Origin of the sequence: Azotobacter bryophylli, assembly GCF_042643485.1 — a bacterium.
GTDB lineage: Bacteria > Pseudomonadota > Gammaproteobacteria > Pseudomonadales > Pseudomonadaceae > Azotobacter > Azotobacter bryophylli.
Genome location: NZ_JBHRSJ010000017.1, coordinates 95,846 through 108,450 on the forward strand (window position 1 = coordinate 95,846; position 12,605 = coordinate 108,450).

Below are 12,605 nucleotides of genomic sequence, written 5' to 3' on the forward strand. Positions count from 1 at the left end.
CGCTCGCTCCTACGGGCCGGCGACGACCGGCCGGCCGACCGGGCGGAAGCGCCGCGCCGGTTCGCCGCGGCCGGCCGGCGCGCCGCTGCGGTCGCAGGCCTGGAGGTAGTCGATCAGCGCCTGCCGGTCCTCGATTGGGGTGTCCAGGCGCTGGCCGGCGCGGGTCAGCACGGTGAAATGATCGCCGCCGTCGGCGAGGAAAGCATTGACCGCGATCCGATACGCCTGCCCGTCCCGCACCGGCCGGCCGTCGATCCGCAGGCTGCCCGGCAGGACGCGCCGCCCCGGAGGCCGCGAGGCGTCCCAGCGGTAGCTCAGCGAGGCGGACACCTGCAGCGGCGCGAATTCGCCGTCGCGCCACTGCTGTTCGAGCAGCTCGCGCAGCTGGGCGCCGCTCAGGGTCAGCACGACCAGGCGGTTGCCGAACGGCTGCACGGCGGCCAGTTGACCGAAGCTGACGCGGCTGCGCCCCGGCTCCAGCGCCAGTTCGCCGCGAATGCCGCCGTAGTTGGCCAGCGCCGCCTCGGCCCCCAGGTGCCGGGTCGCCGCCAGCTGGGCATCGGCCACCAGATCGCCCATCGCCGACTCGCCCGAGGCGTCGGCCGCCCTGGGGATGCGGGCGGCCCCCAGACGCGCGACCGGCTTCTCGAGCAGTGCCCCGCTGCGCTGTTCGACCCGCTGCTCGAGGGCCCGCATCCCGGCGTCGCCCGGGTAGCGCCGCGGGTCGACCAGCAGGTTGCGCGCCTCGATGCCCAGTACCCGGCGGCTGGCCGGGTCGATTCTCAGGGTCAGGTGGGTGAGCAGGCGACCGTAGGAAGACGCCTGGGTCACCAGCCGGTCGCCGACCCGGCAGAGATAGCCCTCGTGGGTGTGCGCGCTGATCAACAGTTCGATCTGCGGATCGAGCCGCCGGGCCACCTCGACGATCTCGCCCTGCAGGCCGCGGCAGTCCTGTCGGTCGAACGGCTCGTCGGTGCGCCCGCCGTTGTGCACCAGCGCGACGATGACGTCCACGCCCTGGCGGCGCAGCGCGGGAAGCTGCGCGTTGATCGCCTCGGCTTCGTCCAGGGTGTCCAGCCCCGCCAGGCTCGAACGGGGGACCATCGAGGGCAGGTCTTGCGGCACCGCGCCGACGAAGGCGATCCTCACCCCGTGCACGGTCTCGATGCGGTAGGGCGCGAACAGCAGCTCGCCGCTGGCGCTGTCGATCAGGTTGGCGGCGATGTAGGGGAAGCGCGTGCCGCGGTGCTCGCCGTCGAAGCGGCAGGCCCGCTGCGGGCGCGGCGAGGCGCAGCCGCCGCGGACCTGGCGCAGCAGCTCCTGGCGGCCGCTGTCCAGCTCATGGTTGCCAACCACGGAAAGCTTCAGACCCAGCAGGTCCAATGCCTTGAGAGTCGGCTCGTCGGCCCACAGGGCGGAGAGCGGCGGGCTGGCGCCGATCAGGTCGCCGCCGCCGACGAACAGCAGCTCCGGGTCCTGTCGGCGCAGCTCGGTCAAGAGTCCGCCGAGCGCCGCGAGGCCGCCGGCCTGCAGGGTGGTCCGGCCGCCCGCCGGCTCCTCGTAGCTGAAGGGATTGCTCTGGAGGTAGCCGTGCAGATCGTTGATCACCGCCAGGTTGACCTCGACCGGCGCGGACCGGGGCACCTGGCTGCAGCCGCCCAGCGCCAGCGCGAGCAGCAGGCCCAGGGAGCGGACGAGGGGAGCGGGGCGGGGCATGGTTTCCTCGCGCTTCGCCCGGCGGGCGATCGGCAGTTGCTGGATCGAGCGCTCGGCTCGGCGGGCACCCACGATACCCGCCGGCGGGCGGCCGGGTCCAGCCGGCGCGCCGCCGGCGACTCAGGGCACCAGTACGGCGGCGCCCTGGAAGCGCCCGCAGCGCAGGTCGTCGAGGGCCCGGTTGGCGTCCTCCAGGCGGTAGGGATGGGTCTCGGTGCGGATGCCGGCCTGGGCGGCGACGGCGAAGAAGTCCAGGCCGTCCTGGCGGGTCAGGTTGGCCACCGAGACCACTTCGCGCTCCTCCCAGAGGATGTCGTAGGGGAAGCTCGGGATGTCGCTCATGTGGATGCCGGCGCAGACCACCCGGCCACCCTTGCGCAGGGCGCGCAGCGCGGCGGGCACCAGGTCGCCGACCGGCGCGTAAAGGATCGCCGCGTCCAGCGGCTCGGGCGGCAGCTCGTCCGAGCCGCCGGCCCAGACCGCGCCGAGGGAGCTGGCGAAGTCCTGGGCGGCGCGGTCGCCCGGGCGGCTGAAGGCGTACACCTCGCGCCCCTGCCAGCGCGCCACCTGCATGACGATGTGCGCCGCCGCGCCGAAGCCGTAGAGGCCGAGGCGCCGGGCGTCGCCGGCCTTGACCAGCGAACGCCAGCCGATCAGCCCGGCGCAGAGCAGCGGCGCCAGGGCCACGTCGTCGCCGTCCTCGCCCAGGGCGAAGGCGAAGCGGGCGTCGGCCACCACCTGCTCGGCGTAACCGCCGGGGCGAGTGTAGCCGGTGAACTGCGGCGCGTCGCAGAGGTTCTCCGCCTGGTGCCGGCAGTACCAGCACTGGCCGCAGGTGTGCCCGAGCCAGGGGATGCCGACCCGCTGGCCGATGGCGAAGCCCTCGACGCCGGGGCCGAGCGCCTCGACGCGACCGACGATCTCGTGCCCCGGAATGACCGGCGGGGTCACCTGCGGCAGCTCGCCGTCGACCACGTGCAGGTCGGTGCGGCAGACGCCGCAGGCACTGACCCGCACCCGCAGCTCGCCGGGGCCGGGCTGGGGTTCGGGCAACTCGCGCAGCACCAGGGGCTGGCCTACCGCTTCGAGAACCATGGCGCGCATGGGGATTCCTCCGTGATCAGGGTTGCGACTCGACCAGCAGCGGCAGCTGCTCGGCCAGCTTGCCCGGGTTCAGCGGCGCGCGGACGAAGCCGCGCTGGGTGCCGTCCGGGCCGAGCAGGACCAGGTTGCCGCTGTGGTCCACGGTGTAGTTCTCCCGGCTGGTGTCGCCGGGGATGAAGGGGATGCCGACGGCGCCGGCGAGTTTCTGGATGTCCGCCAGCTCGCCGGTCAGGCCGACGTAGGCGGGGTCGAAGTAGCCGAGGTACTGCTTGAGCTGGGCCGGGGTGTCGCGGTTCGGGTCGATGCTGACCATCACCACGCGCAGCCGCTCGCGGGTCTGCGCCGGCAGCAGGCCGTTCAGCTGGCGCAGCTCGGCGAGGGTGGTCGGGCAGACGTCCGGACAGAAGGTGTAGCCGAAGAACACCAGGCTCCACTTGTCGCGGAGCTGGTCCAGCGCCTGCGGCCGGCCGTCCTGGTCGGTCAGCGGCAGCGACGGCAGCGGGCGGCTCCTGGGCAGCAGGACGATGCCGGCGTCGAGCAGCGCGGCCGGGTCGGCCTGGCGCGTGCCGGTCAGCACCCGGGAGAAGGTCAGGCCGAGCACCAGGGCGATCAGCGCGACGAGGATGAGAACGGTCTTCTGGATACGCGTCATCGGGGGTCCTTAGGCTTCATCGGCTCGGCAGGCGGCCCCGGAGCGGGCCGGGGCGGCTTCGACACCGGTCAGACTAGCGCAGCAGATTTTCGGCGGACTGATAGTGGTCAACGAGCAGCGCGATGAAGAGCAGAAAGAGGTAGCAGATGCTGTATTTGAAGGTCCGGATCGCCGCATGCGGCCGGCTGCCCCGATACAGCGCCCAGGCCCAGTGGAGGAAGCGCCCGCCGAGAACGAGGGCGCAGCCCAGATAGAGCGGGCCGCTCATGTGGATGGCATAGGGTAGCAGACTCGCCGCCAGGAGCATCAGGGTGTAGAGCAGGATGTGCAGCTTGGTGTAGGGCTCGCCGTGGGTCACCGGCAGCATGGGAATCCCGACCTTGGCGTACTCGGCCTTGCGGTGGATGGCCAGGGCCCAGAAGTGCGGCGGGGTCCAGGCGAAGATGATGAGCACCAGCAGCAGCGGCTCGGCGGAGAGGTGGCCGCTCACCGCGACCCAGCCGAGCAGCGGCGGCGCGGCGCCGGCCAGTCCGCCGATGACGATGTTCTGCGGCGTGGCGCGCTTGAGCAGGCCGGTGTAGACCACCGCGTAGCCGAGCAGCGAGGCCAGGGTCAGCCAGGCCGTCAGCTCGTTGGTGAAGGCCAGCAACAGGGCCGTGCCGGCCACGGCCAGGAGCAGGGCGAAGGCCAGCGCCGCCCCCGGCGAGACGCGGCCCTCCGCCAGCGGGCGCTTATGGGTGCGCGCCATCAGCGCGTCGATGCGGCGGTCGACCACATGGTTGACCGCCGCCGCCGCCCCGGCGCAGAGGGCGATGCCCAGGTTACCGAACAGCAGCACCGTCCAGGGCACCCCGGCGCGGGTGGCGAGGAACATGCCGACCAGCGAGGTGATCAGCATCAGCAGCACCACCCTGGGCTTGGTCAGTTCCAGATAGTCGCGCCAGGTGGCCCGCTGGCTGCGGGTGGCGAGTAGGGTGGCCATGGTCGTTTCTCCTTGTTGTCGTTCTTGTCCTGCGAGGCCGGCGGCGTCGCCCACGGAGCGGACCCGGAGCGTCGGCTGGGTAACGCACGCGGTTTTCCACGGGGTGGCCATCCACCCCAGGTTCCAACCCGTCCTACGGAGCCGAGCGTTCCCACGCCGGCCCTCATCCGGCCCCTCCGGAGGCGGAGCGGGGCGCCCACACCGGGCCCCGGGCACCATCGGACGCCGTGAGCGGCACCGGGCGCAGCCGGTAGTTGACCAGCACCAGCGTCAGCAGCAGCAGGGCGGCGCCGCCGTTGTGGGCCACCGCCACGGCCAGCGGCAGGTGCAGCAGCACGTTGCCGAGCCCCAGCCCCAGCTGCAGCGCCAGCGCCGTCAGCAGCAGGCCGGCCAGCCGCCCGAGGCCGGCGCTGGCCAGGCGCCAGGCCAGCAGCGCCAGGGTCAGGGCGACGGCCAGGGCGCCGAGGCGGTGGCTCAGGTGGATGGCGATGCGCGCCTCGCCGTCCAGCTGGCCGCCCAGGTAGTTGGGGCCGATGGCCTGGGTCAGGTGGAAGGCGCTGGCGAAGTCCATCCGCGGCCACCAGCGGCCGTGGCAGGTGGGCAGGTCGAGGCAGGCCATGGCCGCGTAGTTGCTGCTGACCCAGCCGCCCAGGGCGATCTGCCCGGCGGTCAGGGCCAGGGCGCAGGCCGCCAGGGCGCGCAACCCCGGCGCCGGCGCGGACAGTCCCGGCACGCCCCCGGAGAGGCGCAGGCCGAGCAGGAAGAGCAGGGCGAGGGTGGTCATGCCGCCGAGCAGATGGCCGGTGACCACCTGCGGCCAGAGCCGGAGGGTGACCGTCCACATGCCGAACAGGGCCTGGGCCACCACCACCCCGAGCAGGGCCAGCGGCAGCCCGAGCGGCCGGCCCGGCTCGCGCCGCCGGCGCAGCGCCTGTACGGCCAGGGCGAGGATGGCCAGGGCCAGGCTGCCGGCGAAGTAGCGGTGGATCATCTCGTTCCAGCCCTTCTCCGCCTCCACCGGCGCCTCGGGGAAGTGCCGCTCGGCGTGGGCCAGCTGCTCCGCGCTGCTCGGCACGTGGAGGAAGCCGTAGCAGCCCGGCCAGTCCGGGCAGCCGAGCCCGGCGTGGGTCAGCCGGGTATAGGCGCCGAGCAGCACCACGAGCAGGGCCAGTCCGGTGGCGAACAGGGCCAGGCGGAAGCCCGGCCGGCGGCGTCGGTCCATGACGATCTCCTCCGGTCTCAGCCGATCTTCGACAACTTCAGTAGCAGGCGCAGATCCTCCAGCACGCCCTTGCCGTCCGTCGCCGCGCCGTAGCGCAGCACCAGGTTGCCGAGCGGGTCGACGATCCACAGCTGCGCCCCGGAAAGCCCCGGCGCGGCCCGCTCGTAGACCGCCCGCTGCAGCCGGTAGCGGCGCAGCTGCGGGTATTCCCGCTCGAGCCGGCCGGCGTAATCCGCCGCCAGCGGCTCGCCCGCGGCCAGGGCGTGACCGCCGCGGTCGGCGTCGCGGCCCAGGCCGATGTGGATCTGCCGGGCCAGGTAGACCAGCTGCCGGCAGTCCTCGGCGCAGTCCGCAGGCGCCGTGACCAGCAGTTGCCAGCGCGGCGCCTCGTCCGCCGCCGGCTCCACGCCGAGGTCGGCCCGGCCCAGGCCGGTGGCGACCAGCTCGCCGTGGTAGCTGCGCCCCTCCGGCACCCAGAAGCGCCAGCGGTGCATGGCCCCGGCCAGCAGCATCGGCCCGATCACCACGGCGAGGATCGCCAGCAGCTGCAGACGGCCGCGCCAGCGCACGGGGCGGATTTCAGTCGGGATGGCGGCTGGAGGCATGGCGGGTCTCCTGAGCGTGGCGGATACCGAGGTAGACGAACAGGACCAGCAGGGCGGCGGCCAGGGAGAACCACTGCACGGCGTAGCCCAGGTGCTGCTCCGGGTTGAGGGTCACCGTCGGCCAGTTCACCGCATAGGCGGCCGGGCCCGGTTCCAGACGCAGCTCGAAGGGCAGACCGTCGCGCTTGAGCTCCTGCCAGAGGGCCGGCGCATCGACCCGGTTGATCAGCCGCGGCCAGCTCTCGCCGGCCGGGTTCTTGAGGACGATGGGGCTGTGCGGCGGGCGGTAGACCCAGGCGGTCAGCGCCAGCCGCCGCCCCGGGGTGTCGAAGGCCGGCATCTGCCGCCGGTCGGGCCAGGGCAGCCAGCCGCGGTTGATCAGCAGCCAGTGCCCGCTCTGCTCCTCGAACGGCTGCAGCAGCTCGACGCCGGGCTGGCCGAGGCGCGTGCGGTTGTCCAGCAGCAGGCTATGCTGGGCGTCGAAGCGGCCCTCCAGCAGCACCCGGCGGAAGGCCGGCGCGCCCTCGGCCAGCAGCTGCTCCAGGCTGGCCGGCACGGCGCTGCTCTGCCGCTCCATCTGCGCCAGCAGCTCGCGCTTGTCCTCCGCCCGGCCCAGCTGCCACCAGCCGAGCCCGAGCAGCACCGGCAGCAGCACCAGCACGATCAGGCTGGGGCCCCAGCCGGGCCGGAAGTGGCGCAGCAGGAGCCGGCGGAGCGTCGCTGTCGACTGGCTATACTGCACCTTATCCCCTCCCTTCGCGGACTCACTCATGCTCAAGGCAGCGATCCTCCTGTTGCTCCTGGCCACCCTGGTCAGCCTGTTCAGCGGCCTGTTCTTCCTGGTCCGCGACGGCGGTCGCGGCAACCGGGTGCTGCATGCCCTGTACCTGCGGGTCTGCCTGGCGGCGGTGACCCTGGGGCTGATCGCCTGGGGCCTGCACAGCGGCGAACTGGTCTCCCATGTGACCTGGTAGTCGCCGTTCCATCGTTTCGCAGGGCGGGAAACGACCGCGGGTCTTTCCCACCCGGGCGGCTCCGTTCGGTGGGCAAGGCTTCGCCGTTACCCACCCTACGTCCTGCCCCCCTGCTTGCTCACAACACGTAGACGAAGACGAACAGGCAGATCCACACCACGTCGACGAAGTGCCAGTACCAGCTCGCCGCCTCGAAGCCGAAGTGGTGGTCCGGGGTGAAATGGCCGCGCAGCACGCGCACCAGCATCACCGTGAGGATGATCGCGCCGATGGTCACGTGGGCGCCGTGGAAGCCGGTGAGCATGAAGAAGGTCGCGCCGTAGATGCCCGAGCCCAGGGTCAGCCCCAGCTCGTGGTAGGCGTGGGCGTACTCGCTGGCCTGGAAGAACAGGAAGGTCGCCCCGAGCCCGATGGTCAGCGCCAGCCAGAGCTTGAGCTTCTGCCGCGCACCCTGCTTGAGGGCGTGGTGGGCGAAGGTCACGGTGAAGCTGGAGGACACCAGCAGCAGGGTGTTGACCAAAGGCAGCGACCAGGCGCTGATGGTCCCGCGCGGCGGCGGGAAGCGGCTCGGGTCGGGGTTCTGCAGCAGCGGCCAGCTGAACTGGAAGTTCGGCCAGAGCATGTGGCTGACGCCCTTGTCGCCCTCGCCGGCGAGCCAGGGGCCGGTCCAGTAGCGCACGTAGAACAGCGCGCCGAAGAAGGCCAGGAAGAACATCACCTCGGAGAAGATGAACCAGCTCATGCCCCAGCGGAACGAGCGGTCCATCTGCGCGCTGTAGAGCCCGGCGCGGCCCTCGCGCACCACGTTGCCGAACCAGCCGAACAGCATGTAGGCCAGCAGCAGCGCGCCGACGAAGAAGATCGCCGGGCCGGTCAGACCGTCGCGCCCGGCCTTGAGGTCGTTGAACCAGGTCCCCAGTCCGTAGACCGTGGTCAGCAGGCCGAGGCTGGCGATGATCGGCCACTTGCTCTGGGCGGGAACGTAGTACTGCTCGTGGGTCGTCGACATGGTCATCTCCTTATTGGGCGACCCGGGCCACGGGCGGCTGGCGGGCCGTGATGTCGAACAGCGTGTAGGCGAGGGTCAGCTGGCGGATGTCCGCCGGCAGATCGCGGTCGACGACGAAGCGCAGCGGCATCTCGATGCGCTCCCCCGGCTGCAGTACCTGCTGGGTGAAGCAGAAGCACTCGGTCTTGTGGAACCAGGCCGCGGCCCGCGCCGGCACCACGCTGGGCACGGCCTGGGCGGTCATCGGCCGGTCGGTCGGGTTGCGGGCGACGAACAGCACCTGCTCGGTGGCGCCGGGATGCACCCGCACCTCGCCCTGCAGCGGGGCGAACTCCCAGACCATGCCGGCGGCGTTGGTGGCGAGGAACTGCACCCGCACCTCGCGCGCCTCGTCGGAGGACTGGGCGCCCTGCCAGGCCCCGGCGGTCTTGCCGTTGATGCCGAAGGCCTGGCACATCACCTCGTACATCGGCACCAGGGCGAAACCGAAGCCGAACATGGCGACCACCACCAGCAGCAGGCGGACCACCAGGCGGCGGGTGCGCGGGCCGTCGTTCGCGCTCGGGGGAACGGCCATCTCACCTCACCTCCGGCGGCGTCTGGAAGGTGTGGTAGGGCGCCGGCGAGGGCACCGTCCACTCCAGGCCGTCGGCGCCGTCCCAGGGCTTGGCCGGCGCAGGCTCGCCGCCGCGCACGCACTTGACCACGATGTAGAGGAACAGCAGCTGGGTGGCGCCGAACAGGAAGGCGCCGATGCTGGAGACCATGTTGAAGTTGGCGAACATCAGGTTGTAGTCGGGGATGCGCCGCGGCATGCCGGCCAGGCCGAGGAAGTGCATGGGGAAGAAGGCCAGGTTCATGCCGACGAAGGACAGCCAGAAGTGCAGCTTGGCCAGGGTCTGGTCGTACATGTGCCCGGTCCACTTGGGCAGCCAGTAGTAGGCGGAGGCGAAGATGCCGAAGATCGCCCCCGGCACCAGCACGTAGTGGAAGTGCGCCACCACGAAGTAGGTGTCGTGGTACTGGAAATCGGCCGGGGCGATGGCCAGCATCAGCCCGGAGAAGCCGCCGATGGTGAAGAGGATGACGAAGGCCACGGCGAACATCATCGGCGCCTCGAAGGTCAGCGAGCCGCGCCACATGGTGCTGACCCAGTTGAACACCTTCACCCCGGTGGGCACGGCGATCAGCATGGTGGCGTACATGAAGAACAGCTCGCCGGTCAGCGGGATGCCGACCACGAACATGTGGTGCGCCCAGACGATGAACGAGAGGAAGGCGATCGCCCCGGTGGCGTAGACCATGGAGGTGTAGCCGAACAGCGGCTTGCGCGAGAAGGTCGGGATGATCGAGCTGATCGCGCCGAACGCCGGCAGGATCATGATGTACACCTCGGGGTGGCCGAAGAACCAGAACACGTGCTGGAACAGCACCGGGTCGCCGCCGCCAGCGGCACTGAAGAAGCTGGTGCCGAAGTGGATGTCCATCAGCATCATGGTCACCACCCCGGCCAGCACCGGCATCACGCCGATCAGCAGGAAGGCGGTGATCAGCCAGGTCCAGACGAACAGCGGCATCTTCATCAGGGTCATGCCCGGGGCGCGCAGGTTGAGCACGGTGGCGATCACGTTGATCGCGCCCATGATCGAGCTGATGCCCATCAGGTGGATGGCGAAGATGAAGAAGGTCACGCTCTCCGGCGCGTAGGTGGTGGATAGCGGGGCGTAGAAGGTCCAGCCGAAGTTCGGCCCGCCGCCCCGCATGAACAGGGTGCTGATCAAAAGGCCGAAGGCCGCCGGCAGCAGCCAGAAGCTGAAGTTGTTCATCCGCGGCAGGGCCATGTCCGGCGCGCCGATCATCAGCGGGATCATCCAGTTGGCCAGGCCGACGAAGGCCGGCATCACCGCGCCGAAGACCATCATCAGGCCGTGCATGGTGGTCATCTGGTTGAAGAACTCCGGCTGGACGATCTGCAGCCCCGGCTGGAACAGTTCGGCGCGGATGACCATGGCCATGCTGCCGCCAAGCAGGAAGGCGGCGAAGCTGAAGCACAGGTAGAGGGTGCCGATGTCCTTGTGGTTGGTGGTCAGCACCCAGCGCATCAGCCCGCTGGCCGGGCCCGGGTGGTGTTCGCCATGGCCGACGTGGCCCGGCTCGATCACTGCACTCATGATGGCCTCTCCTCTATGGGTTGGGCTGCATGCCCTGGCTGGTCGCCCCGGCCTTCTCGAAGGCGAGGATGTCCTGCGGGCTGACCATGTCGCCGACGGCGTTGCCGAAGGCGTTGCGCTCGTAGGTGATGACCGCGGCCAGGTCGACGGCCGACAGCTGCTTGCCGAAGGCGGCCATGGCGGTGCCCGGCTTGCCGTTGACCACCCGGTCCATGTGTCCCTCCTTCGGGCCGGTGGCGATGGCCGAGCCCTTGAGCGCCGGGAACATCGGCGGCAGCCCGGTGCCGCCGGGCTGGTGGCAGGCCGCGCAGTTGGTCTGGTAGACCTTCTCGCCGCGCTCGACCAGCTCCTCGCGGGTCCACTCCTTGCTGCTCAGCGCCTTGACCTCGGCGGCGGCCGCCTGCTTGCCCGCCAGCCAGGCCGAGTAGTCCGCCGGGGCCTTGACCTCCACCACCACCGGCATGAAGCCGTGGTCCTTGCCGCACAGCTCGGTGCACTGGCCGCGGTAGATGCCGGGGGTGTCGACGCGGGCCCAGGCCTCGTTGACGAAGCCGGGGATGGCGTCCTTCTTCACCCCCAGCTCGGGCACCCACCAAGAATGGATCACGTCCGCCGCAGTGACCAGGAAGCGCACCTTGGCCCCGGACGGAATAACCAGCGGCTCGTCCACTTCCAGCAGGTAGTGCTCGCCCTTGGGCTGCCGGTTGGCCACGGCCTCGCGCGGGGTCGCCAGATTGCTGAAGAATTCCACGTCCTGGCCCAGGTACTTGTAGTGCCATTTCCACTGGTGGCCGGTGATCTGGATGTCCAGATCGGGCTCGGACGGGTCGTAGATGTGGATCAGGGTGCGGGTCGCCGGCACGGCCATGGCGATCAGGATCAGCAGCGGAATGACGGTCCAGAGCACCTCGACCCGGGTGTTCTCGTGGAAGTGCGCGGGCTGCCCGCGGCGGGAGCGGCGGTGGGCGAACATCGACCAGAACATCGCGCCGAACACCAGCACGCCGATGATCACGCAGATCCAGAAGATGGTCATGTGCAGGTCGAAGACGGAACGACTGACCTCCGTCACCCCCTGCCTCATGTTCACGTCCCAGGCTGCCCGGGCCTGGCCGAACTGCGAACACAGGAGCAAGCCCATCCAGGCTTGTGGATGTCGCTTCATGCGGGTTCCCCTTGTCGTTCTTATAATCCCGCCGGCTTTACCCGGTGACTGGGTGCGGCTGCCAAGACAGCAGACTTTGGGGACCGCCGGAAATTCCGTTTCCGCGCGGCCTTCACCGCCGGACCCGGTCTGCCGTCGCGCAGTCGGGCTTGGTTCGGTAATGCCTTTCGATTCCGAGTATAGACAGCCGCTGCGGCATCACAACGCGGCCGAAGTTTTTTTGCGTGCCCGCGAAGGCTCTAGGACGGCCGCTCCGGACAAATAAAAGCGATCGGCCTTTAGCGGCCATCTGCCGAACGACTAAGCTTTAGGCAACCGCTCCGTCAGCAAGCGGCACGCCATCAGCCAGGAGCCCATCTTGAACATCGCCGCACTGCGCCAGTCGATCCGGCGCGCGCACCAGCACGAAGCCCTCCACTGCACCCTCGCCCGGCGGCTGGAGAGCCGGCTGCCGTCGCTGCACCGGGCGATCGGCCTGCCGCCGCACGACGGCCTGGACAGCCTCAGCCGTTTCGTCGCCGGCTACATCGACCAGGTGCCGGAGCTGATCGAGGCCGCCCAGGCGGTGGCCCGCGAGGCGGAGATCGAGGCCCAGATCAAGCCGGTGATGAAGGTGGCGGAACACTTCTTCCTCAGCCCGCCGACCATGCTGGAAGGCCAGGAGGGCCTGGTCGGGCTGCTCGACGAGGCCTACCTGGCCCACCGCCTGATCGAGGAGATCAACGACCGCTACATCGTCTTCGTCGGCCAGCCGCTGATCCCGCTGGACACCACCGTGGCCAACCTGGTGGCCCACCAGCTGATCGGCGAGCCGTTCGCCAACAAGCTCGACGAGGCGGTGCTGCTGGCGGTCAACGGCCTGCTCGGCAACACCCTGATGGAGCAGGTCTCGCTGCAGGCCTACCGCGACCGCCTGCTCAACCCGCTGACCCTCAACGCCTGGCGCCGCTGGCCCTGCCTGTCGCGCCAGTTCGGCGTGGAGCTGCGCCTGAGCGTCGCCTAGCC

General features: G+C 70.5%; 13 protein-coding genes. 2 read left to right on the forward strand and 11 right to left on the reverse strand.

The features are described 5' to 3' along the window. Nucleotides 1-9: 9 nt before the first annotated feature. From ACFOJE_RS10250 to ACFOJE_RS10280, 7 genes are all read right to left on the reverse strand, one after another. On the reverse strand, nt 10-1,788 hold the full coding sequence (locus ACFOJE_RS10250) for a bifunctional metallophosphatase/5'-nucleotidase (RefSeq protein WP_377814235.1): 1,779 nt from the start codon (nt 1,786-1,788) through the stop codon (nt 10-12). A 48-nt stretch (nt 1,789-1,836) separates the two neighbouring features. Further along, nucleotides 1,837-2,820, reverse strand: a complete 984-nt coding sequence (locus ACFOJE_RS10255; protein WP_377814236.1) for a zinc-dependent alcohol dehydrogenase family protein — start codon at nt 2,818-2,820, stop codon at nt 1,837-1,839. Between the two features lie 16 nt (nt 2,821-2,836). Continuing rightward, nucleotides 2,837-3,472, reverse strand: a complete 636-nt coding sequence (locus ACFOJE_RS10260; RefSeq protein ID WP_377814237.1) for an SCO family protein — start codon at nt 3,470-3,472, stop codon at nt 2,837-2,839. Nucleotides 3,473-3,545: 73 nt separating this feature from the next. Further along, complete coding sequence (gene cyoE, locus ACFOJE_RS10265; RefSeq protein ID WP_377814238.1) at nt 3,546-4,454, reverse strand: heme o synthase; 909 nt, start codon at nt 4,452-4,454, stop codon at nt 3,546-3,548. A 163-nt stretch (nt 4,455-4,617) separates the two neighbouring features. After that, entirely contained in the window at nt 4,618-5,676 is a 1,059-nt protein-coding gene (locus ACFOJE_RS10270; RefSeq protein ID WP_377814239.1) for a COX15/CtaA family protein, read from the reverse strand. A 17-nt stretch (nt 5,677-5,693) separates the two neighbouring features. Further along, complete coding sequence (locus ACFOJE_RS10275) at nt 5,694-6,281, reverse strand: hypothetical protein (RefSeq protein WP_377814240.1); 588 nt, start codon at nt 6,279-6,281, stop codon at nt 5,694-5,696. Then, a complete protein-coding gene (locus ACFOJE_RS10280) occupies nt 6,256-6,981 on the reverse strand; it encodes an SURF1 family protein (RefSeq protein ID WP_377814285.1) in 726 nt (241 codons plus the stop codon). Before ACFOJE_RS10280 ends, ACFOJE_RS10275 begins: the two co-directional genes overlap by 26 nt. 70 nt (nt 6,982-7,051) lie before the next feature. Between ACFOJE_RS10280 and ACFOJE_RS10285 the strand changes: the two genes are divergently transcribed. Continuing rightward, a complete protein-coding gene (locus tag ACFOJE_RS10285) occupies nt 7,052-7,255 on the forward strand; it encodes a twin transmembrane helix small protein (RefSeq protein ID WP_377814241.1) in 204 nt (67 codons plus the stop codon). 118 nt (nt 7,256-7,373) lie between these two features. Here the strand turns inward: ACFOJE_RS10285 and ACFOJE_RS10290 are convergent, their stop codons facing one another. The 4 genes from ACFOJE_RS10290 to coxB are packed head-to-tail and all read right to left on the reverse strand — an operon-like array spanning nt 7,374 to nt 11,600. Further along, nucleotides 7,374-8,270 (reverse strand): cytochrome c oxidase subunit 3, encoded by an 897-nt coding sequence (locus ACFOJE_RS10290; RefSeq protein ID WP_377814242.1) that lies wholly within the window; start codon nt 8,268-8,270, stop codon nt 7,374-7,376. 4 nt (nt 8,271-8,274) lie between these two features. Further along, nucleotides 8,275-8,841, reverse strand: coding sequence for a cytochrome c oxidase assembly protein (locus ACFOJE_RS10295; protein WP_377814243.1), 567 nt, complete (start codon nt 8,839-8,841; stop codon nt 8,275-8,277). A 1-nt stretch (nt 8,842) separates the two neighbouring features. Continuing rightward, nucleotides 8,843-10,435, reverse strand: a complete 1,593-nt coding sequence (ctaD, locus tag ACFOJE_RS10300) for a cytochrome c oxidase subunit I (protein ID WP_377814244.1) — start codon at nt 10,433-10,435, stop codon at nt 8,843-8,845. 13 nt (nt 10,436-10,448) lie between these two features. Beyond that, nucleotides 10,449-11,600, reverse strand: coding sequence for a cytochrome c oxidase subunit II (gene coxB / locus ACFOJE_RS10305; protein ID WP_377814245.1), 1,152 nt, complete (start codon nt 11,598-11,600; stop codon nt 10,449-10,451). A gap of 358 nt (nt 11,601-11,958) precedes the next feature. On the opposite strand from coxB, the gene ACFOJE_RS10310 reads away from it, so the two are divergent. Beyond that, nucleotides 11,959-12,603, forward strand: a complete 645-nt coding sequence (locus tag ACFOJE_RS10310) for a hypothetical protein (protein WP_377814246.1) — start codon at nt 11,959-11,961, stop codon at nt 12,601-12,603. Nucleotides 12,604-12,605 lie beyond the last annotated feature (2 nt).

Bases quoted from the DNA above. Each gene is read 5' to 3' on its own strand.
- cyoE (WP_377814238.1), bottom strand. From the start codon at position 4,454: ATGGCCACCCTACTCGCCACCCGCAGCCAGCGGGCCACCTGGCGCGAC.
- ACFOJE_RS10285 (WP_377814241.1), top strand. From the start codon at position 7,052: ATGCTCAAGGCAGCGATCCTCCTGTTGCTCCTGGCCACCCTGGTCAGC.
- ACFOJE_RS10275 (WP_377814240.1), bottom strand. From the start codon at position 6,281: ATGCCTCCAGCCGCCATCCCGACTGAAATCCGCCCCGTGCGCTGGCGC.
- ACFOJE_RS10260 (WP_377814237.1), bottom strand. From the start codon at position 3,472: ATGACGCGTATCCAGAAGACCGTTCTCATCCTCGTCGCGCTGATCGCC.
- coxB (WP_377814245.1), bottom strand. From the start codon at position 11,600: ATGAAGCGACATCCACAAGCCTGGATGGGCTTGCTCCTGTGTTCGCAG.
- ACFOJE_RS10270 (WP_377814239.1), bottom strand. From the start codon at position 5,676: ATGGACCGACGCCGCCGGCCGGGCTTCCGCCTGGCCCTGTTCGCCACC.
- ACFOJE_RS10255 (WP_377814236.1), bottom strand. From the start codon at position 2,820: ATGCGCGCCATGGTTCTCGAAGCGGTAGGCCAGCCCCTGGTGCTGCGC.
- ACFOJE_RS10295 (WP_377814243.1), bottom strand. From the start codon at position 8,841: ATGGCCGTTCCCCCGAGCGCGAACGACGGCCCGCGCACCCGCCGCCTG.
- ACFOJE_RS10290 (WP_377814242.1), bottom strand. From the start codon at position 8,270: ATGACCATGTCGACGACCCACGAGCAGTACTACGTTCCCGCCCAGAGC.
- ctaD (WP_377814244.1), bottom strand. From the start codon at position 10,435: ATGAGTGCAGTGATCGAGCCGGGCCACGTCGGCCATGGCGAACACCAC.